Annotated in this window: 28 protein-coding genes; 10 read left to right on the top strand and 18 right to left on the bottom strand. The window is 41.7% G+C overall.

Features of this window, described 5'->3' with window-relative positions:
- Positions 1–85: 85 nt before the first annotated feature.
- From QWZ17_RS20385 to QWZ17_RS20355, 7 genes are all read right to left on the bottom strand, one after another.
- On the bottom strand, positions 86–466 hold the full coding sequence (locus QWZ17_RS20385) for a DUF1493 family protein (protein WP_290307151.1): 381 nt from the start codon (positions 464–466) through the stop codon (positions 86–88).
- A 157-nt stretch (positions 467–623) separates the two neighbouring features.
- Entirely contained in the window at positions 624–1,502 is an 879-nt protein-coding gene (locus QWZ17_RS20380; RefSeq protein ID WP_290307150.1) for a DMT family transporter, read from the bottom strand.
- A 55-nt stretch (positions 1,503–1,557) separates the two neighbouring features.
- A complete protein-coding gene (locus QWZ17_RS20375) occupies positions 1,558–2,373 on the bottom strand; it encodes a class I SAM-dependent methyltransferase (protein WP_290307149.1) in 816 nt (271 codons plus the stop codon).
- Positions 2,370–3,842 (bottom strand): B12-binding domain-containing radical SAM protein, encoded by a 1,473-nt coding sequence (locus QWZ17_RS20370; RefSeq protein ID WP_290307148.1) that lies wholly within the window; start codon positions 3,840–3,842, stop codon positions 2,370–2,372. Before QWZ17_RS20370 ends, QWZ17_RS20375 begins: the two co-directional genes overlap by 4 nt.
- Before the next feature lie 6 nt (positions 3,843–3,848).
- A complete protein-coding gene (locus tag QWZ17_RS20365) occupies positions 3,849–4,898 on the bottom strand; it encodes a radical SAM protein (RefSeq protein ID WP_290307147.1) in 1,050 nt (349 codons plus the stop codon).
- A 3-nt stretch (positions 4,899–4,901) separates the two neighbouring features.
- Positions 4,902–5,648, bottom strand: coding sequence for a class I SAM-dependent methyltransferase (locus QWZ17_RS20360; RefSeq protein WP_290307146.1), 747 nt, complete (start codon positions 5,646–5,648; stop codon positions 4,902–4,904).
- Between the two features lie 12 nt (positions 5,649–5,660).
- The gene (locus QWZ17_RS20355) at positions 5,661–7,160 is read right to left on the bottom strand and encodes a B12-binding domain-containing radical SAM protein (RefSeq protein ID WP_290307145.1); all 1,500 of its coding nucleotides are present in this window, start codon (positions 7,158–7,160) and stop codon (positions 5,661–5,663) included.
- Between the two features lie 182 nt (positions 7,161–7,342).
- Here QWZ17_RS20355 and QWZ17_RS20350 point away from each other — a divergent pair, with 182 nt between their 5' ends.
- From QWZ17_RS20350 to QWZ17_RS20340, 3 genes are read left to right on the top strand one after another with little or no spacing between them, the layout of a single operon-like run.
- The gene (locus QWZ17_RS20350; RefSeq protein WP_290307144.1) at positions 7,343–8,083 is read left to right on the top strand and encodes a class I SAM-dependent methyltransferase; all 741 of its coding nucleotides are present in this window, start codon (positions 7,343–7,345) and stop codon (positions 8,081–8,083) included.
- Positions 8,083–9,252: an amidohydrolase family protein gene (locus QWZ17_RS20345; protein WP_290307143.1), complete on the top strand. Its 1,170-nt coding sequence runs from the start codon at positions 8,083–8,085 to the stop codon at positions 9,250–9,252. Before QWZ17_RS20350 ends, QWZ17_RS20345 begins: the two co-directional genes overlap by 1 nt.
- A 2-nt stretch (positions 9,253–9,254) precedes the next feature.
- Positions 9,255–10,364 (top strand): glycosyltransferase family 4 protein, encoded by a 1,110-nt coding sequence (locus QWZ17_RS20340; RefSeq protein ID WP_290307142.1) that lies wholly within the window; start codon positions 9,255–9,257, stop codon positions 10,362–10,364.
- A gap of 376 nt (positions 10,365–10,740) precedes the next feature.
- On the opposite strand, the gene QWZ17_RS20335 is transcribed toward QWZ17_RS20340, so the two are convergent.
- From QWZ17_RS20335 to QWZ17_RS20320, 4 genes are all read right to left on the bottom strand, one after another.
- Positions 10,741–11,193: an SMI1/KNR4 family protein gene (locus tag QWZ17_RS20335; RefSeq protein ID WP_290307141.1), complete on the bottom strand. Its 453-nt coding sequence runs from the start codon at positions 11,191–11,193 to the stop codon at positions 10,741–10,743.
- A gap of 24 nt (positions 11,194–11,217) precedes the next feature.
- A complete protein-coding gene (locus tag QWZ17_RS20330; RefSeq protein WP_290307140.1) occupies positions 11,218–13,434 on the bottom strand; it encodes a transferrin receptor-like dimerization domain-containing protein in 2,217 nt (738 codons plus the stop codon).
- A gap of 97 nt (positions 13,435–13,531) precedes the next feature.
- Positions 13,532–13,942 carry a VOC family protein gene (locus tag QWZ17_RS20325; protein ID WP_290307139.1) on the bottom strand — a complete coding sequence of 137 codons (411 nt, stop codon included), beginning with the start codon at positions 13,940–13,942 and terminating at the stop codon, positions 13,532–13,534.
- A 68-nt stretch (positions 13,943–14,010) separates the two neighbouring features.
- Positions 14,011–14,574, bottom strand: a complete 564-nt coding sequence (locus QWZ17_RS20320) for a sugar O-acetyltransferase (RefSeq protein WP_290307138.1) — start codon at positions 14,572–14,574, stop codon at positions 14,011–14,013.
- Positions 14,575–14,654: 80 nt separating this feature from the next.
- Between QWZ17_RS20320 and QWZ17_RS20315 the strand changes: the two genes are divergently transcribed.
- A complete protein-coding gene (locus QWZ17_RS20315) occupies positions 14,655–15,050 on the top strand; it encodes a ribosomal maturation YjgA family protein (RefSeq protein ID WP_290307137.1) in 396 nt (131 codons plus the stop codon).
- Positions 15,047–15,841 (top strand): oxygenase MpaB family protein, encoded by a 795-nt coding sequence (locus QWZ17_RS20310; RefSeq protein WP_290307136.1) that lies wholly within the window; start codon positions 15,047–15,049, stop codon positions 15,839–15,841. The genes QWZ17_RS20315 and QWZ17_RS20310 overlap by 4 nt, the downstream gene beginning before the upstream one ends.
- Here the strand turns inward: QWZ17_RS20310 and QWZ17_RS20305 are convergent.
- Both QWZ17_RS20305 and QWZ17_RS20300 read right to left on the bottom strand, forming a co-directional pair.
- The gene (locus QWZ17_RS20305; RefSeq protein ID WP_290307135.1) at positions 15,811–16,314 is read right to left on the bottom strand and encodes a hypothetical protein; all 504 of its coding nucleotides are present in this window, start codon (positions 16,312–16,314) and stop codon (positions 15,811–15,813) included. The genes QWZ17_RS20310 and QWZ17_RS20305 overlap by 31 nt on opposite strands.
- Before the next feature lie 165 nt (positions 16,315–16,479).
- On the bottom strand, positions 16,480–17,055 hold the full coding sequence (locus QWZ17_RS20300; protein WP_290307134.1) for a hypothetical protein: 576 nt from the start codon (positions 17,053–17,055) through the stop codon (positions 16,480–16,482).
- 188 nt (positions 17,056–17,243) lie between these two features.
- Here QWZ17_RS20300 and ppnP point away from each other — a divergent pair, with 188 nt between their 5' ends.
- Both ppnP and QWZ17_RS20290 read left to right on the top strand, forming a co-directional pair.
- Positions 17,244–17,525, top strand: coding sequence for a pyrimidine/purine nucleoside phosphorylase (ppnP, locus tag QWZ17_RS20295; RefSeq protein ID WP_290307133.1), 282 nt, complete (start codon positions 17,244–17,246; stop codon positions 17,523–17,525).
- 132 nt (positions 17,526–17,657) lie between these two features.
- Positions 17,658–17,987, top strand: a complete 330-nt coding sequence (locus tag QWZ17_RS20290; protein ID WP_147052092.1) for a YbjQ family protein — start codon at positions 17,658–17,660, stop codon at positions 17,985–17,987.
- Positions 17,988–18,141: 154 nt separating this feature from the next.
- Here QWZ17_RS20290 and QWZ17_RS20285 read toward each other — a convergent pair whose 3' ends face one another.
- The 4 genes from QWZ17_RS20285 to QWZ17_RS20270 form a co-directional block, all read right to left on the bottom strand.
- Positions 18,142–18,339 (bottom strand): hypothetical protein, encoded by a 198-nt coding sequence (locus tag QWZ17_RS20285; RefSeq protein WP_290307132.1) that lies wholly within the window; start codon positions 18,337–18,339, stop codon positions 18,142–18,144.
- A 32-nt stretch (positions 18,340–18,371) separates the two neighbouring features.
- Positions 18,372–18,863 (bottom strand): hypothetical protein, encoded by a 492-nt coding sequence (locus tag QWZ17_RS20280; RefSeq protein WP_290307131.1) that lies wholly within the window; start codon positions 18,861–18,863, stop codon positions 18,372–18,374.
- 208 nt (positions 18,864–19,071) lie between these two features.
- Entirely contained in the window at positions 19,072–19,260 is a 189-nt protein-coding gene (locus QWZ17_RS20275) for a hypothetical protein (protein WP_290307130.1), read from the bottom strand.
- A 323-nt stretch (positions 19,261–19,583) separates the two neighbouring features.
- Positions 19,584–20,036 carry an NUDIX hydrolase gene (locus tag QWZ17_RS20270; RefSeq protein WP_290307129.1) on the bottom strand — a complete coding sequence of 151 codons (453 nt, stop codon included), beginning with the start codon at positions 20,034–20,036 and terminating at the stop codon, positions 19,584–19,586.
- Between the two features lie 83 nt (positions 20,037–20,119).
- Here QWZ17_RS20270 and QWZ17_RS20265 point away from each other — a divergent pair, with 83 nt between their 5' ends.
- A complete protein-coding gene (locus tag QWZ17_RS20265) occupies positions 20,120–20,617 on the top strand; it encodes an SRPBCC family protein (protein ID WP_290307128.1) in 498 nt (165 codons plus the stop codon).
- A gap of 85 nt (positions 20,618–20,702) precedes the next feature.
- A complete protein-coding gene (locus QWZ17_RS20260; RefSeq protein WP_290307127.1) occupies positions 20,703–21,287 on the top strand; it encodes a riboflavin synthase in 585 nt (194 codons plus the stop codon).
- 3 nt (positions 21,288–21,290) lie between these two features.
- On the opposite strand, the gene QWZ17_RS20255 is transcribed toward QWZ17_RS20260, so the two are convergent.
- The gene (locus tag QWZ17_RS20255) at positions 21,291–22,445 is read right to left on the bottom strand and encodes a tetratricopeptide repeat protein (protein WP_290307126.1); all 1,155 of its coding nucleotides are present in this window, start codon (positions 22,443–22,445) and stop codon (positions 21,291–21,293) included.
- Between the two features lie 100 nt (positions 22,446–22,545).
- On the opposite strand from QWZ17_RS20255, the gene QWZ17_RS20250 reads away from it, so the two are divergent.
- On the top strand, positions 22,546–22,836 hold the full coding sequence (locus tag QWZ17_RS20250) for a hypothetical protein (RefSeq protein ID WP_290307125.1): 291 nt from the start codon (positions 22,546–22,548) through the stop codon (positions 22,834–22,836).
- Positions 22,837–22,841 lie beyond the last annotated feature (5 nt).

Here is a 22,841-nt window from a genome sequence, read left to right as displayed (position 1 = left end):
TCGTATTAGGTTTTAAGAGGATGGTTAAAACCTAAATGTAGATAATAGCGCGAAAAGAAGCAATTAAATTAATTTAAGGGGTGGATTAAACCAGCATACCGGTGATGACAGCATCCTGTAGGTTACGCACTTTAAATTTGGGTTTGTAACAGTAATGAGCCAGCTGTTTTACCCAGGTGCTATTGTAACCAAACATCATTTTTATAACCCTTACCCTGGTAGAGCCTTTTGGATAGCCGTATTTATACCAGGTAAATTTTGATTGATCGATATTAAACTGATCGGCAAAATCGGCAAGGAACAGGTCTATCTCAATATCAAAAATATCCAGGTCGAGATCGATACTGGTATCCAGGCATAAACTGCGCGGGTCTACACTCCTTATTTTATAGCGATTGCAATAATCAACAATAAATTCTTTTAAAGGAGGTAATACATCTTCCATCAGTTGAATAGCTTTGATCATTTTGGTTATAGGACGTCAATAAAAAAACAAAGGTTGCATGGTGGAGACTTCTTTTTTGAAAAAAGGTTACCAAAATGCTGAAATTATTGAAACGGTTGTTTTAGTAGATATCTTAAAACGATGATACTGTGGAAGTTATTTTGAAAGAAGAGAAAAATTATTCGGCGCCCTTATCGGTGACTTTTCTTTTGGAGATAACAAGTCCTGTAACTACCAGTACGGTACCTAAAATAGCATAGATGGTAATTTTTTCGCCCAGCAACAGGTAACCATAAGCATAGCCGAATACAGGCGTTAAATACAGCCAGGTACCGGCCGTAACCGCATCCTGCCCCACAAGATAAAGCCATAACTGGTTGGCTACAAATGAAAGCACCACAATTAACCAAAAAAGCGACAGGAAAAAATTAAGGTCGAAATGCTGGATATGATCTTGTTTAAACAAAGGGCAAAATGGCAAGAGCAGTAATCCCCCTACAAATACCTGCCATATATTGAACGATATATTGGGTAAAGTAATATTGAGCGTTGAAAAATAAACACTGCTTGAGGCATAGGCCAAGATGTAAATGAGCAGTAAAACTATACCTATGGGTTTGATGCTTGCATTAGGCAACGCCGCAGCCGAAGCCAGGATCAAGCCGGAAAATGCCACCAGCATACCGATAATTTCAAAACGTGTTAATCTGCGTTTTAATATGATTGATGAAAATAAGGCGATAAGCAAAGGAGCCACTGCGATAAACAACATACTGATACCCGCTGATGCGTAACGCTGAGCCGCGAAGAAAGAACCAAGCGTAAGCGTAGAACATAAAAAGCCATAAATTACGATATGTTTCCATTCGCTTTTTAAAGGCCAGAAGCGTTCTTTTCTGAAGAATGCGAAGATAGGACCGAAAATTAAACCCGTACAAATAAACCTTACGCTGGCCAACATGAGTGCATCCGCGGAATGGATACCAAATTTTACCGCTACAGAGCCGGTAGCCCAAAGAATACTAAATAACAGCCCCGGTAAAATCTTTTTAAACATCAGCTTTAATTAACTGTAAAGGTAATTTATAAAGCTTAATAAAGTTAGATTTGGATTATCTCTTCTGTAAAGAGATAACAAAATAATCGCCCATATATTTCCAGGGCCAGCTACTTTTTAAGCGATCTTCCTTTGCTTTCAGAAAACTATATGCTTTGGGGTGCTTTTCGGCAAAACCTTCTATGTATGACGGTGGGACGATAGTACACAACCCTTCTACGCCCAATACATTAAATGATTTATGTAACGTATTGATAATAAAAGACGGTTTATAATAAAAACATTTAAAATACGAGCCTTCAATGTGCGCTGTTCTGCCCTTGCCGGCAAAAAAACGCCTCGTAGCAGTTTTAAATTTGCCTTTAAATATCAACAGCGTTTCCCAAAGGCAAAAAGGCGGAATAATAACCATGGCTACTTTCCCACCGGGTTTAAGGAGGGTATCAAAAGAAAGCAGCACTTTTTCCAGTTCGCCGGTGCAATTAAGGCCACCGAAATTGGAAAAAATATAATCATACGGACCTTGATTTTTGAGCTGATCTAATTGGGTATAGGAACAGGTTTCAAAACTGATCAAATCCCGGTAAGGTTCTGATTTCTGGCTTAAAACACCTTGCATACCTGTCGATACGTCGGTAGCATGCACGTGATGACCTTGTTGCGCAAAATAGATGGCATCCTCGCCGGTACCGCTGTTCAGTTCTAATATTTTACTGCCTGGTTTAAGGTATTGCATAACATGCTCCCTAACCCGCCCCCGTTTGTAATTGATAATGGTATTGGTAGAATAAATTTCATCAAACACCACCGACTGCCTGCTGAAAGCATCCGAAGCATCCGTTTCATTACCTAACATAACAGACTGATTCATATCGTCTTTTCCAGTTTATCTAACTTAAACCCTTCTATTAAAGTTGCCGGAGCATGGTATAAAAACGATGCCGCTTTGCGCAACCGTTTCACGTTGGGTTTGAACGGGTCTTTTAATAACTTAAGCAGGTTATATTTAGCTAAATGAGCGTGGTAGTTTTGATGAACATACCTGTGCAGTTGCTTGTAGTAAGCCGGCGTGAAGGTATTTTTAAACATCAAAGCCATTTCATCGCTATCGGTCCAGTTTGTTTTTTGCAGTAGATCGGCTTTTACTTTTTCAAAAAATAAAGTGCCGGGTAGTGGGTACGATACTGAGATCCCTATTTCGTGTGGCAACAGGTCATTAATCATGCTGATGGTTAAACCAATGTCTTCCCGGGTTTCGCCGGGATAGCCAAACTGGATAAAGAACGATGGTTTAATATCGTGCTTTTTCATCAGTTTGGTAGCGGTACCAATCTGCTCAATGGTCGTTCCCTTATCCATCGCGTCCAGTATCCGTTGCGAACCACTTTCAGCACCTATCCATACGTTTTCGCAACCTGATGACGCCATTGCCAGCACCTCTTCATTATCCAACAATAAATCGGCCCGCGACTGGATCTTGTACCTCAGTTTTAATCCCTCCTTTTTTACCAGGGCGGCAAACTCTTTTACCCAGCCCGGCTTCAATCCAAAAATGTCATCACAAAACCAGATATGATCCATATTGAACATCTGCTTCATTAGCTTTAGCTCCTTGATCACATTTTGCGGACTGCGCGAATTATAGCGGTTACCATAAATAGGCTTTGCACACCAGTTACATTTAAAAGGACAACCACGTGTTGTGCCCACATTCATCGAAAAATAACCGGCATGGCTCAGCCAGCTTTCCCGGTAAGGGGTAATATCAACCAAATCCCAGGCTGGTAGTGGCAAACTATCGAGGTCTTTTAAAACAGGGCGCGCTGGGGTTTTTAAAGGAAAGTCATTTTGATGGTATGCCAGCCCCTGTATGTTTGAAACATCGGTAACACCGTTTTTGATAGTGTTAGTCAGCTCCAGTAGCGTTTGCTCTGCTTCGCCGATAATTACATAGTCGGCACCTTCTTGCAGGTATTCTTTGTAGCGATCTGTAGAGTCGGAGCTGGAAACAATGACGGTACATCCTCGCTGTTTAGCCAGCTTACACATGTCAAAAGCTGCCTCGCGCATGTTGGTGAGGCACATTTTGGTGAGGTAGTTAAATCCATCATCATAGATCACAAAAAAGCCGGGTTTTAGCTTTTCAATAAGCGGTACTACATCATTGGCGCTATGGCTAAACATATTATCAAAAAACGAAACCTGGTAATCGTACATCCGCATGTTCGACGCGGCATACAAAGTACCCAGTGGCGCATAAGGTTGCCCAATAGCCCATTGCTTAGGATCAAACCTTAAAAAATAAGAGTGGGTAAACAATATGTTATTCAACTGCTCCATATATAATTAAGACAGGTGAGTTAAAGGTGAAAGATTAAGCGAACAAACGCATTTTACACAGGTTGGGTTGGTCGAGGTATTCAACGTGCGCCTGAAATTGATTGCCTCCGGGCTATTCAGAATTTCATGCAGCGATTTATCCCTGATATTCCCCATCGAATCCATAAAAAAACAAGGCCGCACGGTGCCATCAGCCTCTACCACGGTAGATACCCACGGCGCGTTACACTTTTTAAAGGGGAAAGCATTTAACTGATAAAAAGCCGCGTAATAATTATAGACATCCATGATCTTTTCCCGGCTCTCCGCAATAAACCGGTTATCAAACTCCTGTTCAAAGCGGATGTATAGCTCATTGATAACTTCCTTAAGTTCGGGCAGTTCATTTTCCGATATCAGGATCTCGTGCTGCTTGGGTTCTTCCCAGGCTTGCTGGCGGTTAAAGGCGTGGCTGCTTACATCGGCAGGTAAAAAGCTTACCTGATTAAGGCCCATCTTTTTGACTTCGTTGATAATAGCCGGCCAGTTGCGAAAGTTAAGTCGATGAATTACCGTACGCCCGGTAATACGATAAGCCGGGTTTAGTGTTTTGATATGCTCCACCCCTTCTTTTAGTTTTCTAAAGGCGTTGGGAATGTTTCGGATCGCGTCATGCAGCGCTTCGTCACCATCAATGGATACAATTACTTCGCTCACATATTTTAAAATGTTTTCGGCATTGGCCTTTATAGATAAGCCTGTAGTAAGCAATACTACGCTGATGCCTGCCGATTTCAATATCTTACATAAAGCGAAAAAGTTGGTATTGAGCAAAGCTTCCCCGCCAGACATCAACACCTGCCTGGTACCCAGTTTTTTTAACGATGCCAGTAAGCCGGTGATATCCGCCTCGGTCAGTTGCTTTAGATTTTTGTTATCCTTCCATATATCGCACATTACACAGCGGCAATTACAAGCGCTGTGAGGCATTAAAATAACAATAGGTAAGGCCGATATCCTGTGCGTTTGCAGGGTACGGTAGCGCTTATAAGTATGTAATACGGCTTGTGCGTTCATGGCTTAGGGTTTCAATTTTATCCAGTAAAAAATCCCTTGTCTTTTAAGCCGGTTTAGCAGCGTAGTAGGATCATATAACACCTTATGCCTAAAATGCATCACATCCTTCAATAAATGATGAAAATAATATTGTGCCATTTGTGGGTACCCCAAAGCAGCGAAATAGCCAAGGCTTCGTTCGCCAGCTACTTCAAGTTCGGCGGCATGGTAAAAATGGGTATCTATTATGTGTACCCTACCATCCTCGTTAAGTAGCGCGAAGGCATTTTTCATAACATCTTTCAATACAGGGAAATATTGGATAGAAGCGGCAAAAACAATCACATCAAACTTTACTCCCTTTTCAAAACTATCTGCATTAAACGCGCTATGTATAAATTTCAGGTTGGATTTTTTAAAAACCCGTTTAGCCTGGTCAATCTCTATCCGATTGGGGTCAATACCGGTTACTTTGGCATTGGGAATGGCTGCAAGCTTAGCTGAAAGCCAGCCGTTACCACAACCCACCTCCAGTATATTCAGGGCACGGTGCCGTTTTTCAAGAAAAGCGATCAACTGCGCGGCCGAATGTTTTCTTAATTTCCACTCTTTATAATATCGATGACCTGCTTCTATATCCGGCAGCCTGGCAAGCTGCTTATCGGTGTATAAACGCCCTTCCTTATCGCGCACGGCAACGTACATTTCTTCAAATGCTTCTGTTGCAGTTGCACTGTTGTTGGGGGTAATATCAGTTACAGTATTCTTCAATTGCATAATCAGTTAAAATCCCTGGATCTCCGGCTGGCGATACTCCCACAGCCTTTGCAGCAGTTTTATTTCGTAAGGATATTTATACAGGTTTGCCTTGTAGCGGATGGTTGATACAAACTTAATGGCCTTTCTTTTCAGCTCATTCAGCTTAATATCGGTAACCGTTGGGTATACACCGTTAAGCACGGTTTCAAAATTCCTTATCTTATCTATCATATCGGCGGTTAGCCAGGGTGTCAAAGGGTTTTTTCGCAGGTCGAAACTTTCCCAGGCCGGGCTTACCCAGTCGTCGAGTGTTTGCGGGTATTTAAAACCCTCGGCCTCCACCTGTCTAAACAACTCCGAGCCTTCTGTTGGTACCGGCGTGTAGGTGTAAATCACAATCTCGGTGTTGGGGTTCACCGCTTTCACTTTTTTTATAAAGTTAATATCAAAGTCAATCTGTGCCTGTACTTTCTCTGGCGATGACGCCGGAGTACCTAACACAAACGAATATTCCGGGATAATATCAAATTTCTTCAACCGCTCGGCAAAACGAATGATCTGTTCTCCGGTTTGGGTACCGCCTTTGTCCATCTGCAACAGAACCTCATCGTTGCCACTTTCGGCACCAAAAAAGATACACTTACAACCAGATCGACGGATAGCCTCCAGCGAGCTATCCTTAAACTTATCCATGGTATCAATGCGGGCCATGCCCCACCATGTCATATTTTCGGGTTCTATCAATTTGGCAAATTCAACGGCGCGTTTTTCCGATACAAAAAAGTTATTATCATGAAACTCAATAGCATCCGCGCCGTATTTATCCTTGATGTATTTAACATCCTTGTACACGTTTTGCGCCGATTTTGCTTTCCAGCGAGCCTCATAAATAGGTACCACCGCGCAAAATGAGCAGGTGAACGGGCAACCGATACTGGAGTGATATGCCATCGTATGCTCCCCCAAATAGGTTTTGCCCAGGAATTTTTGCAGCGGATAAAAGTTGCCCAACTTATCGTAAGGCAAGGGCGGTAGCGAATCCTGATCTAAAAGATCTTCTTTAATGGTTTTGGTGATCTTTCCATCTACCTTGTAAATCAGGTTTTTAATAAACTCATACGGCTGGTGCTTTTCAAGTGCATCTATCAGTTTAGGAAAAGCGTTATCACCGGGGCCGTTAATGATAAAATCAACATAGCCCGAATCTAAAACCGCTTTAGGCTGGTTTGATGGAAAATACCCCCCCCAGATCATGGTAGTACGCGGATATTTTTCTTTAATAGCTTTTGATATTGGCAAAGCCTCCTTTAACTGCGGCCCAGGCATTACCGTGAAACCCAGGTAACCAAATTCGCCGGTTTTTAAATAGCTTTCTATCTTTTTCCAGGCATCGGCCTCGCAATTACCATCTACAATTACCCATTCGTATTTGCCATCAACAGATGCCGCTATGTTTAAAATAGAATTAGGAATGCGGTACTTGGCATTTGCGCTTTTAGGATTGTAGAGTAGTATCTTATTCATAAAATATCGGTTTTTATGGTAAGCGATGGGCTGTTACCCCCACCGCGCCCAAACCCAGATCAACAATTAAACTATTCATAATACACTACGGGCATTATTTACCGGTGGTTGCCTTGCTTAATAATAAAAACACCGGGCAACCCCGGGGCATTGTCATTCGTTATTGCTATAAAACCTGTACTATGCTGGCTACCATTAAAAATTATATTAAAAGCAAGGTAAACCATCCTACCGTTACCGAAAAAAGCGTAGTAGAGGCCTACGATCTTTGGGCGAGCGATTATGATATGCAGCCCGGCAACTTAATGCTGCATCTTGATGAAAAGTTATTTGCCGGTTTAATTGAAGAAGTTAAAATAGATGGCAAACACGTTGCGGATATTGGATGCGGTACCGGCAGACAATGGCCGGCTATTTTCAGCAAACAACCGGCAAGCCTTACCGGCTTTGATGTATCTGGCGGGATGTTGCAAAAACTGAAAGAGAAATACCCGGCCGGCCATATCAGCCAGATTACCGATAACCTGTTTTCCAATATTCCTGATGCTTCTTTTGATGTAATTGTTTCGACGCTTACCGTGGCCCATATCGAAAATATTGAAGAAGCCTTAATCGCGTGGACGCGTTTATTAAAACCTGGCGGCGAAATTATCATTACCGATTTCCATCCCCATACCCTGGCCTTTGGCGGCAAACGTACTTTTACCCATGATAATACTTTAATGGCGGTACGCAACTATGTGCATCCTATTTATACCATTAAAGATATTTTAACCAGCAACGGTTTTTACCTGGTAGCCCAACAGGAAATTAAAATTGACGATAGCATGCGCTCGTTTTATGAGGCTGCAAACGCCCTGCACGTTTACGAAAAATACCACGGCTTCCAGGTTATTTACGGTATCCACTTAAAAAGGGACTAATGGTACTGCAAAATGTTCGGCTGGCAGATAGCGGGCAACTGGTAAACGTAAGGCTTACCGGTGCTAAAATAGCGGCGATAAGCCCGGCACAATTGGAGACTGATGACAACCTGCAACTCTATTTTGACGACTGCATCATTTTTCCCGGGCTGATCAACTCTCATGAACATCTTGATTTTAACCTGTTCCCACAGTTAGGAAACCGAATTTATAACAACTACACCGAATGGGGCGCTTACATTCACAAAGAATTTAAGGCCGAAATAGCCGCTATATTACAGGTACCGCAACACCTGCGTGTACTGTGGGGAATCTATAAAAATCTGGTTTGCGGCGTTACCACAGTTGTAAATCATGGCGAAGTATTACGGGTAGATAACGCGCTCATCAACATCATTGAAAACACACACGATCTGCATTCCGCCGCGTTTGAAAAGCGATGGAAGCTGAAACTCAACAATCCGCTAAAACGAAAATTGCCGGTGGTGATCCACACGGGCGAGGGTACAGATGAAATAGCTTTTAAGGAGATTGACAGCCTGATTAAGTGGAATAAACTTGGCAGGGATTTGATTGGCATTCATGCCGTGGCCATGACTCCTGCGCAAGCTCCATTTTTTAAAGCGATTGTGTGGTGCCCGCAATCAAATTATTACCTGCTTAACAAAACGGCGGCTATTCAAAAGCTGAAACCTTTTAGCAATATCCTCTTCGGTACCGATTCTACCCTCACAGGCAGCTGGAATATTTGGGATCATATTAGTATGGCCAGGAATACGGGCATGCTAAATAACATCGAACTTTATGAAGCCCTCAATAAAACCGCCGCCCGCGTTTGGCACACCAACAACGGCGAAATTGCAGCCGGCAAAGCAGCCGATTTGGTTATCGTAAAACCCGCAAGCAAACCCGTTGATCCAAACGCTTTTTACGCTACACAACCGGCGGATATTCAACTCATCATCCACAATGGCAACATCCGCCTGTTCGACCAGCAATTATTGCCTAAATTAGTTGCTAAACTTAAAGGAAAGCAGTTTAGCCTCATTCATTTAGGGGAGAGCTACAAGTACGTTGAGGGGAATTTAGGTGCTTTAACAAACGATATTCAGTCTTATTTACCAGACGCTGCTTTTCCGTTTACGTTTATACAGCAACAAATATTTTAACCTTGATCAAAGTCGTCGACCTTATTTACCATTCACATTTAAATTATTCAAAACCTACCGATGTTTTGGACAATCATGCTCCTGCCCTAAGTTTTGCATCATACTTAAAAGATAAACTCGATTTTATTTTTGTAAAACACGCTGGTTTTGAACAGCACGTAGTCATGGATGACATCCCCTATTATTTTTTTAAGGGTGATAATAAATTCTGGTCGGTTTCATTAAAAACACACCGGTTTATTAAGCGGTTAAAGCCCGATGTTGTTATAGTGCAAGGCCTGGTTTTCCCGGTTCAGGTGATGTTTTTACGGCTGTTTTGCGGTAAAAAGTTCAAACTTATTATTCAGCACCATGGCGAATTGCCTTCCAAAGGAATTAAAGGCCGGCTGGAGAAAATAGCATGTAGCATGGCCGACGCTTTTTTCTTTACATCGAATGGCAATGCGGAAATCTGGAAGCAAAAAAAAATCCTCGCGCCAAATGCCAACGTACACGAAATTTTAGAGGCCTCCACCGGTTTTAGACCGATAGATAAGCAGGTAAGCAAAATGTACACCGGCGTCAAAGGCGATAACAATTTAATTTGGACTGGTCACCTAAACGCCAATAAGGACCCGCTAACGGTAATTAATGGTTTTGAACAGTATTTAGCCGCAAATGCCGACGCCAAATTGTATATGATCTATCAAACCGACACCTTGCTTGCCGATATTGAACAAAAACTGGCAAGCAACCCCGTTTTATCTAAAGCTGTTATTTTGGTTGGTAAAATCCCCAATGCCGATATGCCTTACTGGTTTAGCGCGGCAGATTTTTACGTATCTGGCAGCCATAAAGAAGGCAGCGGCTATGCCTTGTTAGAAGCCATGGCCTGCGGTTGCATCCCGGTTGTCACCAATATCCCATCGTACCAAAAAATTACCGCCAATGGCGAATACGGCTTTTTATACAACGTTGGTGATGCTGAGGCGCTGGGCAATACTTTAAAAGCCTTGCAGGGAATGAATCACGCAAAACTATCGGCTACGGTATTGGCGCATTTTGAACGGAGTTTGAGTTTTAAAACTATTGCTAATGACTTGGTGGAGATTTGCGAAAAGATGGTTAAGTAAAAGAATTTAGAACTTTACCTCCCGCGGGCTTTCAGCCCGTGAGGTAATATGGTTGCAGCTTTCAGCTGCACTACTACATCAAGGTAAACGGAAGCCAAAGGCCTCCTCCAGTTTTACCCACGAGTTACGCTGCGCTAACCTCGCGGGAGTTAAAGGTGGCACCTACGGAGCCAAAATCGGGACGAGACATGATAGCTATAAACACGAAACTCCGCTGGAGTTGTAAAATACAGGCTACAGCGTAGCCCCGTGTTTATAGCATAGATAAATACTCATGTTTTGGCTCCGTAGGTGCCACATCTATTTCTGCGCTATATTTCAACCAGTTGAGCATAGTAATTACAGCTTTCAGCCCCACTACGCCTATATGCTTAGATTAATATTTATCTGTGATTCTTCTTTCCAAAAAATCGAGAAAATCATGAGCATACTTTCTGGGTTCCGATGGGTTATTATATACCTCGTACTCGCCATCTAAATCGGGATGCGACAAGTCAAAGAAAAATATTCCATTTAAATCGCTATATTGTATAACAAGTTGACTGGTGTTAATCAAACCATTTTCCCTGTTAAGTTCATTAACATAAACAATATCACCTCCGGAAATTCCCGGAGTCTCATAAATACTGAATATTTCTTCACCTTTAATTTCTCCCCCTCCATAATTATTTAGCCACCAAATGTAAGAAGGTGGAAAAGTGACGCCCAAAAGCTTCTGCACAATTGCTATCTGTGACTGTGAGGGGCCGTCGCCTGCTCCATATTCGCCCAAATTAATATCGCCACTATTGGCTTCAATCAGCTGTTTTACGGCATCATATTTATTCATTTTATTTCCGGATCATGATAATATTTACTTCGCTCCCGCCGTCAAATAATTGGCCAAAGCGTTAATCCTCCCCGCAACCACGCCAATCTGTTCCTTAACCTCCGCCCAATTGCGTTGCTCTATAGCTTCGCGGATACCAGGTACAGTTTTAACGCCATAGCCGGTGTAAAAACCAGGAGCGTAAATGGTGTGTTTATACCAGCCGCGGCGAGGCAGGCCTTCTACGGTAAGTAATTGTTGCTCGGCCTGGTAAAGTAGTTTATTCAGTTTATCGTGGTCGCCATCTTTTAATACTGATGCGCTCCAGTAAACGGCCAGTTTATCGGCACTCTTTTTCAGGGAATCCAGCGCGCCTGTAAGCGGTTTAAAATCTATCGGCGGAACGGTATCTTTTGCCACGGGCGCCTTGAACTGCACTGTCGGATCGGCAGCAAGATTATAGGAGTTGGCTTTAATCAATTGGTTATCAATTTTGGTGGCCTCACGGGCATCATCGGTCAGTTTGGTAAGCTCGGTAGCATATTTACTGATGGTAGCCTGTAAACTGCGAAAATCAAAAGGTAAAACATCTGCATCGGCCATACGCAACACGGTGTGACCGGCGGTTTCGCTTAAGGCTACACCATAAGCAAAATTGGAATCTTTAAAGCGGGTATAATCATCAAAAGAATCGTAAATAGAATGATACTCACCGCCACCATCTTCGCCACCAAAGCCAAAATCAAGTGTAGGGATACCTAAATGTTGCAGAAAAGCCGAAAAATCAGAACCTGAACCCAGGGCTTCCAACTTTTCGCCTTTGCTTTCCAGTATCTCTTTTTTATCCCCGGTTGATTTAGCATTTACCAATTTCATGGCCTTTTTCCTATCGAACACACTTACTTTGGTTTGCGGATCAGTTACGCCCTGGGTGACCTCGTCAATTAAACTTTCAAGCGCCTGTGAGCCGCCCGCGCCTAAAAAGCCGCGCGCATTACTATCTGAATTGATATAAACCACCGCTTTTTGCTGTAATTCTTTATCGTGTCCCTCGGCGTACTCGGTTGAACCTAATAAACCGGGTTCTTCGCCGTCCCAGGAGCAGTAAACAATGCTACGTTTAGGTTTCCAGCCTGTTTTAAGCAAATCGCCCAAAGCTTTTGCTTCTTCAATCATGGCGGCTTGTCCGCTTATCGGGTCGTTAGCACCATTTACCCAGGCATCGTGATGGTTGCCACGCATTACCCATTCATCAGGATAAACTGCTCCTTTAATTTTAGCGATAACATCATAAGCTGGCACCAGATCCCAATTAAATTCCGTTTTAAGATGTACAATTGCCTTACCGCCGCCAACATGATAAGTAATAGGCAAAGAACCGCTCCAGCCTTCAGGAACGACCGGGCCATCTAAAGCGGCAAGCAGCGGCTGGGCGTCATGGTAACTAATAGGAAGCACCGGAATTTTTAATATCGTAACCGCGTCTTTTCTCTCCAGGCGTTTGGCATCTTTGGTAGCACCAACACCAGGTGTCAACGGATCGCCGGGATAGATAACCATATCCATCACCGAACCGCGCTGCACACCAAATTCGTTTTTATAAGCGCCTTTAGGGTACACATCACCCGCCGAATAGCCATCATCTGCCGGATCGGAATAAATGATACAGCCAACAGCGCCGTGCTCATAAGCAACCTTAGGCTTAATTCCACGCCATGAACGACCATACTTGGCAATAACTATTTTCCCTTTTACATCAATACCCATCGCCGCCAGTTTTTCATAATCACTGGGCAAGCCATAATTTACAAACACCAGCTGTCCGCTTACATCACCATCGGCACTCCATGCGTTGTAGGTAGGTAATTGGTTAGGCTGCCCCGATGTAGCATCCTGCTGTAAGGCTGGTTCTTTCAACAAGGCAGTATAAGTATTTGGGCCGGTAAGTTCCAACACCCTGGTTTTAGGCGTTGGGAACAATACGGTGTAGGTTTCAATATGCGCATCCAAACCATAGCTTTTATACATTGCCAGTATTTTTTCGGCAACCGCTTTACTGCCCGGCGAACCCACATTATGCGGAAATGCCGAAAGATCTTTAATGGTTTGCCCAATCCGTTGGGCGCTCAGGCCCTCGTCGAATGTTTTCTCGGCGGCCAGTTGCTTAGCCGATGATGCCGGGGTAAAACCCATTAATGTTTTTTGCTGCGCGAAAGTGGTGGCTGATAAAGCCAGTAGGCCGAGTGTAAGAGTTTTCTTCATTGCAAACAGTGTGGTGATGCGTGAAGATAATGAAAAATTTGGTTTGATGGCTGGGTGACGACCTATGTTTTTCAAAGGTTTACTAAACCTCCACCGGCTAATGAAAACAAAGCTGATAGCCATCGGAATCTTTCAAATAAATAGCTTTCCAGCCATAGGTGGTTATAAAAGGCCCGGTAGCTTTAATTCCCTTGTTTTGCAGATGTGCATATAAAGCGTCAGTTTCCCGGCAGCCGAAATAGAAGGTTATATCTCCATGCGAGTCAATCCTCAATGGATTGGGCGCGGCTGGTCGGTTTGCCTTTTCATAGGCTGTATTGAGCATAAATTCAATATCATTAAGCTGCAACAATACCCAATCAACGTCATAACCCTCTCCTGATGAATATTTAATCGAAAAGCCGAGCACATCCCTATAAAAAGCCAGCGCCACCGGCATATCAAAAACATGAATGTACGGTGCAACTCCGTTAATATTGAATGGAAGTCTGTTGGCTGAGTTATCCATAATACACTGTATTGATGCCGTTTATTAAAAATAAGGAATGGTTATTTAAAAACTCCGACAGCTAATATTTATGGTTCAATCTTCTTAATCACACGGCACGGATTGCCAACAGCCACTACATTGGCCGGGATATCTTTAGTAACCACGCTCCCCGCCCCAATAGTGGTGTTATCGCCGATAGTTACACCCGGGCATACAATTACACCGCCGCCCAGCCAAACGTTATTGCCTATGGTTATCGGTGCAGCGTATTCAGGCCCTTTAATTCGTTCTGATGCGATGACGGGATGATAAGCAGTATACAGTTGCACATTAGGGGCCAAAAAGACGTTATCGCCAAAAGTTACCTTAGCGCAATCTAAAATGATGCAATTAAAATTCAGAAACAGGTTATCGCCCGCAAAAATATTAAAGCCATAATCGCAGTAAAACGGCGATTGAATATCAATAGCGTTCGTAAACCCGCCAAGCAAGTCTTTTAAAATAGCACGCCTACCCTCTCTATCATCATAACTAATGGCATTATATTGCATAAAAAGCCGACGGGCTTTTGAACGACCGGCAACCAGTTCGGCATCACCGGCATCGTAAAGTTCGCCGGCCACCATCTTTTCAAGTTCTGTTTTTTGCATATTCAAATATATCACAATGGGTTACTACCCTATTGTCAAAGTAAAATATTATTATTTACTTTGTTAAACAAAGTACTTTTATGTTTAAATTTCACAGAAGCTATTTTATCTTAACCATTATACTTTTCACAGCAGAGTGTTTAATTGGTAAATACATGCACGACAAGCTAATAAGACCTTATGGCGGCGATTTTTTGGTAGTAATATTGCTTTACTGCTTTATTAAAAGCTTTTTAAACAAGGCATTTTTACCCGTTGCTATCGTGGTTCTTTGCGTTGCCTATGTGGTAGAGATAACACAATATTTCCATCTGATCAAACTACTGGGCTTACAGCACTCCACTCCCGCGGCCTTAATATTGGGGACTTCCTTTTCGTGGACAGATATTTGTTGCTATACGCTCGGTATAGCATTGGTAGTAGGCATCGAAAAAATAAAACTGCAAACAGGTAAAACAGAAATTAGCAACGTATGAGCGAAGTGAAATATTTTGTAAACCAAGATTCGATAGTGCGAAAAATTTGGGGCAAGGCCGATACTATACTATTTATTTTCGCAGGTGCCGCGGCCGAATTTGCGTTAAACAAAGCGGTAGACTGGCTGTACTTTACCGGCAAGTTACCAGCCGACCCTTTGAGGCGATTATTTTCGACAGTTGAATATTCCAGACAGATCATTTTTTCGAGCGAGGAGAATGCTTTTAAAGCGATAGACAGGATCAACATGATTCATAAAGGTGTTGAAAACAGCCGGGGTTCGCAAATTCCGGATTGGGCGTACAGGGATGTTTTGTTTTTGCTGATCGACTTATCCATCCGTTCCTATGAATTACTGGAACATAAACTTAGCGAAACAGAAAAAGAAGAAACTTTTAAGGTATTTAATAATGTTGGTATGCGGATGCATTTGGCTGGTTTGCCGGCAAATTACAAGCAATACCTGCGAATGCGACAGGAACATTTACAACAGGACTTAATCAGCAGCGATTTCACCATCGACCTTTATCACCAATATAAAAAACACCTTGGCACCCCTCGCTACCGCGTATTAAAGCAGGCCCAACTGTTAGTTACCCCAAAAGCGGTGCATGAGCGGCTTAACTTAGGCCGTCTACCATGGTTGCAACTGGTAATTTGGGGCTATAAATTTTTACGATTAATTAAAGTAGAAGCTTTTTTGCGCAATGCCCTGTTGCCTACTACTCACAAAGCGCAAATCATCAATATGGATAATCCTTATCGTTCAAGCTCCAGTTTCTCTTCATAACTCAATTGAAGGGTATCTGCAACAACAGCCACAGTAGGCCTTAGCGATAAATAAATAACCATTAAACAAACCGCTATAATTATAAAAAACAGGTTGCCGGTAAGCAGGAAATTCACAATGGCAAATAACGCTGCTCCTTCAAACAGCGCCGACCTTACGATTATCGCCGATTGAAAAAGCCTTAGCTTTTCTGCCAGAGAATAATTTCCGTCGACAGCTTTTTGCACGTAGCCCGATGTTAGCTTTTTAAAAATAAAGATCCCTGCGAACGCGCAACAAATTGCAAAAGCTGGTACAAAATAAAACAGGTTATATTTTGCCGAATTTGCCAGGTCAAGGTAAATGGCATTGGTATTTACAAAAAAAGTAACCGCGACAAACATCAACTGCCCGGCCAGCAGCGCAAAATAAATGATAGTGGTTGATCGTAAAATACTTTTTGGATCGAGGTTAAGCGGTTGCTTGCTGTACATGGTCACAATAGTTTTGGTAACGCATATTAGGCATAATTTGTGATTATCAAGTCGTTCTCAAATACCCAATGGCGATATTAACCGTTAATACAATTTCTATTATTAAAGTAAAAGCCCCTTTGCCATATGGCAGAGGGGCCTTTACTTTAATAATATTGCTATCAATTATTGACCGTCATCGCCGAATGTATAGGGCAGGTTATCAAAAGTACCTAATAAGATTTGTGCTATTTCTATCGAAACATAATTACCGTTGGCATCATAATTAACCTTTTTTGAGGTAAATGAATAAGTGCCTGTTATTACCTTTTTAACGGTATCTATTGATGTAATGGTTGCCGTACCCGAGCCGTTTTCTACAGTACCCGTTTGTACATAAACATACTGACCGGCATCATTTCTTTGCAAAGTGTAGTAAGCCATATTTAGTTTGCCTGTGTCGTCAACCTTAAAAACGGTAGCTACCGGAAAACTGTTGGTATTAGTACTATTGGGCACATTGAGGCTAAATCTAACCTGTTTAAAATCAACAGAACCAAAAACTGAAAAGGTTTTTACTTTAGTTGTGGCATTATAAGAAATCCTGGCCGTTACCGTATCAGGATACCATTCAACACCGTTGATGTTTGCAGCCAGAATTTTATCAGATGTGGTAGAAGCAGAAGTAACAACGTCTTTTTTACAGCTTTGGAAATATATAGCCGGGATAAGTAACAGAACAATAAGTTGAATTTTCCTCATATATAAAGTTTGTGCAAATGCACTTTGCATATTTACTGCAAATAACGCTCTTTGCGAATTAATAATTACAACCAAAGTTAATTTTTTCACATATTTTAACATTCGGCAATTGAGGGCTTGCATAATTCATGTTGATATTTTGGCAACATTGATTTTATTTAGGCATCTTAGGCGCATAAATTATAAACATGATTAACGTAAACGAATATTTTGAAGGCTCGGTAAAATCACTGGGATATACGAGTGCCGAAGGTAAAAGCACTATTGGTGTAATTGAAAAAGGCGAATATGAATTTGGCACATCAAGCCACGAAACTATGACCGTTATTGAAGGCCAGTTGGATGCCCTGCTACCCGGCGAAAGCGAATGGCAGTCATACTTAGGCGGACAATCATTTGAGGTTGAAGCAAATACCTCATTTAAGGTAAAAACCCATGTGCAAACTTCTTATTTGTGCAAATACAAATAAGCAATGCAACAGCTTGCTTAAAAACAGCCGATTAAGATAGCCAGCACCAACTATTACCGTGTTAAGCTGTAATAATTTATTAGTAACATTTAATGTGATCAATACTCTAAATATTAATTAATCAATTTTAAAATGGATACATCACTTATTACAACCAGCACCGGCTTAGATGGCTATCGTGTTGTTAAGCATTTAGGCGTTGTTAGAGGTATTACCGTACGCAGCCGCAGCGCACTGGGCAACATAGCAGGAGGTTTTCAGTCGCTTTTTGGCGGTCGGCTTTCTATTTATGTAGAGCTTTGCGAAAATGCCCGCGAAGAAGCTTATCAATTATTGATTCAGCACGCGCAGGCAATTGGTGCCAACGCCATCATCAATATGCGTTACGATGCCAATGAAGTAATGCAGGGCATCACCGAAGTGCTGGCGTATGGTACAGCTGTTGTAGTTGAAAAAGTATAAATAAAAAGGTGTGGTAGTTAAAATTTACCACACCTTTTTGTTGAAACTGAATAAAGGATATAGTTTACTTCCCATTACAACAATACCCAAACAGAAAGCCCCGACTTTATTGGCCGGGACTTTTGAATAGCGTTATTTTTATTTTAATGTTACTTTAATTAAAGTACGATAGTGGTATAGTTTTCCAAAGGCCATGTGCAAGATGCCCTATCAGCAATTCGTAGATGAGATAAACCGGCCACATGAGGTAATGGATCAATAATAAAATTGGCGAATGGTTATAATGCCAACTGATCATTAAAGTGTACAAACCTAATACGAGGTATAATATACTGGTGTCCCTGGTTTTCATTCTTCGGATATATTTTAATCTAATTTAAAAAATTACTTACAATTAGTCATATTGTAAATCACTTTATAATCTGCCGCGGCATCAGTTTGCTCTTTACCTGTTTTGGTCTCGTATTTATAGGGCTTTTGAGCAAGCGCGTTACCCCGTAACTGAAACTCTACAGTCATAGTATCTGGTTTGCCTTCCTGGTTAAAAGTCCATAGGGCTTTAATGGCATTACCGGCAAGGGTGCCCGTTAATGTGCCTTTTCGGGCATCTTTTTCCTTAGGAAGCCATTGCATGTTGCCGGTAACTTTATCATCATTAATAAGCATGCTTACTTTTGTTGTATCCTGGGCTTGAGTGCCGTCTGTGTGAAAAAAGCAGTACTGCATGTTCACAGCCGGTGTGCCGGGCGCGCTGCTAAGTTGTGTATCTGCCGGCGCAATTTTTGTACCGGATGTGTCATCGGTACTGTTATTACCGTTTCCGGCGCATGATGCCATCATTCCCACTGCCAACATGAGGTATAAGTTAATTTTCATAGGATTTTTAGTTGTCAACTTTGATGTATGACAATTAAAAATCAAAAAGGTTCAATCACAAAGTGCAGAATTTTAAATAGAATTAAGCATCCTCAAACATACGATGCTTAAAAATGATACAACTGTATATGTTGTATGAAAATTACAATTTGTTATGTAGTGTACCATTCAATTGCCACACTACATAATATTGTAAAGCGAAAAGAAATTATGCTTTCTTTTCGGGAGGGGTAGATACAATTTCGCCAAATTCATTAACGTAAGCCATCATGCTTTCCAGATCGCCACCGCCACCATTTTGCTGACGCTCTAATTTACGCTGCTCTTTATCTTCCTTCTTTTTCTGACGATTTTTTTCGAGTTGTTTTTTCATGAAAGTTGCTTGCGATTTAGCCATGTTTTATCAAAATTTAGTTAAACAATGCGCTTTTCCCGGTACTCACCACAATCAATCAAAATCAACGGAACTAACGTTCGGTATCGGGTAATATATGAAGAGGATACATCAATTAATTCCGGGCAGCAACGGTATCAGCGGGGATAAAATGAAACCTGATCAATAACAATTGACGAGTGGATGGCTATGAGGAAATAGCTATAAATTTCCGTTTGTTATGCAAATATACGAAAATTTTGCAGCTTTAGGTAAACCTAAAGCTGCTGCAGGGCACAAGCGTTTTTATATCTCAAGCTACAACGTTTCGAAAACTTCATAGGCCTTTAACAGCGCACTAATTCTTCCAACAATGCCACCTGCGCCACATTCATTTTTATTTTGGCTTGCTCAATAGTAAACCAGTCTCCCCTATCCACCTCGGCAAAGGATTGCTTTTTGCCCGATTTTGGGGGCCACTCCATTTCAAACAAATTGCTTTTAATTTGATGCTGGTCTATATCACCCTCCACCGCCCAGGCGTGTATAATTTTACCGCTTTTTTGTTTAACGGGTAATAGCGCTCTAAAATCGCCAACTATATAATGCCCGGTTTCTTCATAAAACTCTCGCCTGGCTGCATCCAAAGGTTCTTCATCGTCTTCATACTCTCCTTTGGGAACAGACCAGCTGCCCTCATCTTTATTTTTCCAGAATGGGCCGCCCGGATGTACCAGGAACACCTGTAATTGGCTATCAACTTTTCGATACAGGAGAATCCCGGCGCTTTGTTTGGGCATGGTTAAATTTTAGTTACTGTTAATACAAGCATAATTAATATTTGTTATTTTTATATCGAACCCAAATCCTAAAAAATATAACTATGGCCGACGAAAGATGGAGTAAATTTAAACTTACTGCCGATTTTGATACCGATGTACGCAGCATTTATGAAGCCTGGGCTACGCCGGCAGGTTTAGAAAGCTGGTTTTTACGCAAAGCCGATTTTTTTGCCATAGCAGGCAGGTTACGGGATAAGGAAGAATTTATAAAAAAAGAAGACACCTATATCTGGTATTGGCATGGCTATGATGATAACAGCTTTGAAAACGGCCAGGTACTGGAAAATAACGGCACCGATTTGCTCAAGTTCACATTCTCGGGCGGCAGCGTTGTAACCGTCGATATTCAAACCAAACTGGGCTTAACTGTTGTTGAGCTTACCCAGGAAAACATTCCCGAAGAAAGCGACCCTGCTAAAAACCTGTATGTGCAATGCCAAACCGGCTGGGTATTTTACCTCGCTAATCTTAAATCGGTTATCGAAGGTGGTAAAGATTTACGAAACAAACGCTTTGATCTGGCCAGCAATTTCAAATAATTTAATCCCCGGCTGACAAACATGCCGCGGTAATATTTTAGCTTTGCTCATCAAAAATTCGTCTACTTAAGGATTAGCAAGCTTCATGTTTACAGGAATAATAGAAACTTTAGGAAAAATAACCGATCTGAAACACGATCAGGGGAATTTACATATCACGGTCGAATCGGCCATTGCGCACGAGTTAAAAATCGATCAATCGGTTGCACACAATGGTGTTTGCTTAACCGTTATAGCCCTTGGCGATGGTTTCCATACCGTTACCGCCATTGAAGAAACCCTCAATAAAACCAGCCTTGGCCACCTTAAAGTTGGCGAACCGGTAAACCTGGAACGCTGTATGCAAATGAACGCCCGCCTTGATGGGCACATTGTACAGGGTCATGTAGACCAAACCGCCGTATGCACGGCATTTAAAACTTTAGACGGCAGCTGGGAGTACACCTTTGAATACGATGCCGCAAATGGCAACGTAACTGTCGAAAAAGGTTCTATTTGCGTAAATGGTATTAGTCTTACTGTTGTAAATTCAAAGGCCAATAGCTTTTCTGTAGCCATTATTCCGTATACCTTTGAGCATACCAACCTCCATAATGTAACTGAAGGCTCGGTGGTGAACCTGGAATTTGACATTATTGGGAAATACGTGGCCCGTTTAATAAATCGTTAAGCATCAGATAGCTTTATTGGATAATTCTTTTATCCTTGATTGCGCGTAAGCCACATACTTTTGTTGCTTGCCGGTAAGTTTGCTGCTCATAAATTTTTTGTAATACTTCACGGCCTGTTTTTTGTCTTTAATCTCGTCGTCATACATGGTAGCCATCAGGTAATAAATAAGGGGCTTTTCATCAAACTGTAAAGCTTTTTGGTAGGCGAAGATGGCGGCCTTAAATTTCTTTTTAATATCATAACTATCAGCCATTTCGGCGTAGTAGTCGGCTATATTGGGCGAGATGCCGGCTTCAATTGCCTTGCCAATATTTTCTATAGCTGCCGATTGATCTTTAAGCATTTTAAAATCAAGCGCGGCGATATAGTAACTGGTTTCAGATTGATTGATTTCGGGGATTCTTTTAAAAGCGTCAATACTGCATTCGTACTCCTTTAAATTATAATAGGCCGATTCAAGTTTGGTTAACACCATTCCATTTTCGGCCCCTGCGGCTATCAGTTTAAGACAAGTACTTTTTACCACATCGTATTTTTTTTCGGCATAAGTTAATTTAAGCAGGCTTTGCAGCAATACTATATTTTCGGGGTCAGTGCTAATGGCGATACTCAACACTTTTTCGGCCTGGTCAAGCAGTTTCAAATTCACGTACATATCGCTCAGGTCGGATGCCACATCTGCCTCGGCCGGGTTAAGTTTATTGGCTTTTTGCAGGTAAGCTACCATACCCTCATAATTACTTTTATCCTGTTCTATTTTAGCCAGCTGCTTAAACACCAAAAAGTTAGTAGTGTCCTTTTGCGCCAAAATTTTATAGTAGACTTCGGCCTTTGCGTTATTGCCTCTACGCAGGTTGATTGATCCTAAACTATACAAAACACCGTTATTTGTAGAATCAATAGCATAAATCCTTTGGTAATACCCTTCGGCATCTGGCAGCTTACCTGCCATGTTAGATGTATAAGCCAGTTTACTTAGCACCTTCACATCGGTTACAGGTTCGGGATATGTTTTTTTAAGCAGATCGGTTGCTTCCGCGAAGCGCTGGTTCTGGTAATAATCTAACAATTGAGCATCGATGGCATTGACAGATTGCTGCGCAAAAACCGGTGTTAATAAACACATAAATAAGGCAAGGATGATGGTGCTTTTCATATCAACTAAATTATTAGTTATAGATGAAATATCCAAATGCTAAACAATTTTTATTATTTGGAGTTAAGCTTATATACTAAAAATTAAAAAACATACTACTATGGATAAGTTAAAGAGATTCGGACTAATGGAAAAAATTGTCCATGAACTGGAAGACTTGAAAAACAGCCAACAGGCCATTATAACCAAACTGGCCAAAATTGAGGTTGATAATATAGAACTTGGCGATAAACGCCTGGAGAAAGACCTGCCCGAAATGCACCAGCGTGTTGCTGATAACCTTGACACTATTGCGGCCATACTGGAAGACTTTGCCAGCCAAACCGAAAGCTATAGCGACAAAAACAATATAGCCGCCCTGCGTGAACAGGAAGCAATTGACAAATTATAAAAGAA

The organism is Mucilaginibacter flavus (assembly GCF_030409315.1).
Lineage (GTDB): Bacteria > Bacteroidota > Bacteroidia > Sphingobacteriales > Sphingobacteriaceae > Mucilaginibacter > Mucilaginibacter flavus.
This window is presented reverse-complemented; position numbering and strand designations above follow the sequence as displayed.

Coding starts and splice junctions, on each gene's coding strand:
- QWZ17_RS20285 (WP_290307132.1), bottom strand. CDS start 18,339: ATGAAAACCAGGGACACCAGTATATTATACCTCGTATTAGGTTTGTAC.
- QWZ17_RS20305 (WP_290307135.1), bottom strand. CDS start 16,314: ATGTACAGCAAGCAACCGCTTAACCTCGATCCAAAAAGTATTTTACGA.
- QWZ17_RS20275 (WP_290307130.1), bottom strand. CDS start 19,260: ATGGCTAAATCGCAAGCAACTTTCATGAAAAAACAACTCGAAAAAAAT.
- QWZ17_RS20345 (WP_290307143.1), top strand. CDS start 8,083: ATGGTACTGCAAAATGTTCGGCTGGCAGATAGCGGGCAACTGGTAAAC.
- QWZ17_RS20320 (WP_290307138.1), bottom strand. CDS start 14,574: ATGCAAAAAACAGAACTTGAAAAGATGGTGGCCGGCGAACTTTACGAT.
- QWZ17_RS20330 (WP_290307140.1), bottom strand. CDS start 13,434: ATGAAGAAAACTCTTACACTCGGCCTACTGGCTTTATCAGCCACCACT.
- QWZ17_RS20310 (WP_290307136.1), top strand. CDS start 15,047: ATGAGCGAAGTGAAATATTTTGTAAACCAAGATTCGATAGTGCGAAAA.
- QWZ17_RS20260 (WP_290307127.1), top strand. CDS start 20,703: ATGTTTACAGGAATAATAGAAACTTTAGGAAAAATAACCGATCTGAAA.
- QWZ17_RS20250 (WP_290307125.1), top strand. CDS start 22,546: ATGGATAAGTTAAAGAGATTCGGACTAATGGAAAAAATTGTCCATGAA.
- QWZ17_RS20290 (WP_147052092.1), top strand. CDS start 17,658: ATGGATACATCACTTATTACAACCAGCACCGGCTTAGATGGCTATCGT.
- QWZ17_RS20300 (WP_290307134.1), bottom strand. CDS start 17,055: ATGAGGAAAATTCAACTTATTGTTCTGTTACTTATCCCGGCTATATAT.
- QWZ17_RS20325 (WP_290307139.1), bottom strand. CDS start 13,942: ATGGATAACTCAGCCAACAGACTTCCATTCAATATTAACGGAGTTGCA.
- QWZ17_RS20255 (WP_290307126.1), bottom strand. CDS start 22,445: ATGAAAAGCACCATCATCCTTGCCTTATTTATGTGTTTATTAACACCG.
- QWZ17_RS20385 (WP_290307151.1), bottom strand. CDS start 466: ATGATCAAAGCTATTCAACTGATGGAAGATGTATTACCTCCTTTAAAA.
- QWZ17_RS20335 (WP_290307141.1), bottom strand. CDS start 11,193: ATGAATAAATATGATGCCGTAAAACAGCTGATTGAAGCCAATAGTGGC.
- QWZ17_RS20270 (WP_290307129.1), bottom strand. CDS start 20,036: ATGCCCAAACAAAGCGCCGGGATTCTCCTGTATCGAAAAGTTGATAGC.
- QWZ17_RS20315 (WP_290307137.1), top strand. CDS start 14,655: ATGTTTAAATTTCACAGAAGCTATTTTATCTTAACCATTATACTTTTC.
- QWZ17_RS20365 (WP_290307147.1), bottom strand. CDS start 4,898: ATGAACGCACAAGCCGTATTACATACTTATAAGCGCTACCGTACCCTG.
- QWZ17_RS20350 (WP_290307144.1), top strand. CDS start 7,343: ATGCTGGCTACCATTAAAAATTATATTAAAAGCAAGGTAAACCATCCT.
- ppnP (WP_290307133.1), top strand. CDS start 17,244: ATGATTAACGTAAACGAATATTTTGAAGGCTCGGTAAAATCACTGGGA.
- QWZ17_RS20280 (WP_290307131.1), bottom strand. CDS start 18,863: ATGAAAATTAACTTATACCTCATGTTGGCAGTGGGAATGATGGCATCA.
- QWZ17_RS20265 (WP_290307128.1), top strand. CDS start 20,120: ATGGCCGACGAAAGATGGAGTAAATTTAAACTTACTGCCGATTTTGAT.
- QWZ17_RS20355 (WP_290307145.1), bottom strand. CDS start 7,160: ATGAATAAGATACTACTCTACAATCCTAAAAGCGCAAATGCCAAGTAC.
- QWZ17_RS20380 (WP_290307150.1), bottom strand. CDS start 1,502: ATGTTTAAAAAGATTTTACCGGGGCTGTTATTTAGTATTCTTTGGGCT.
- QWZ17_RS20375 (WP_290307149.1), bottom strand. CDS start 2,373: ATGAATCAGTCTGTTATGTTAGGTAATGAAACGGATGCTTCGGATGCT.
- QWZ17_RS20370 (WP_290307148.1), bottom strand. CDS start 3,842: ATGGAGCAGTTGAATAACATATTGTTTACCCACTCTTATTTTTTAAGG.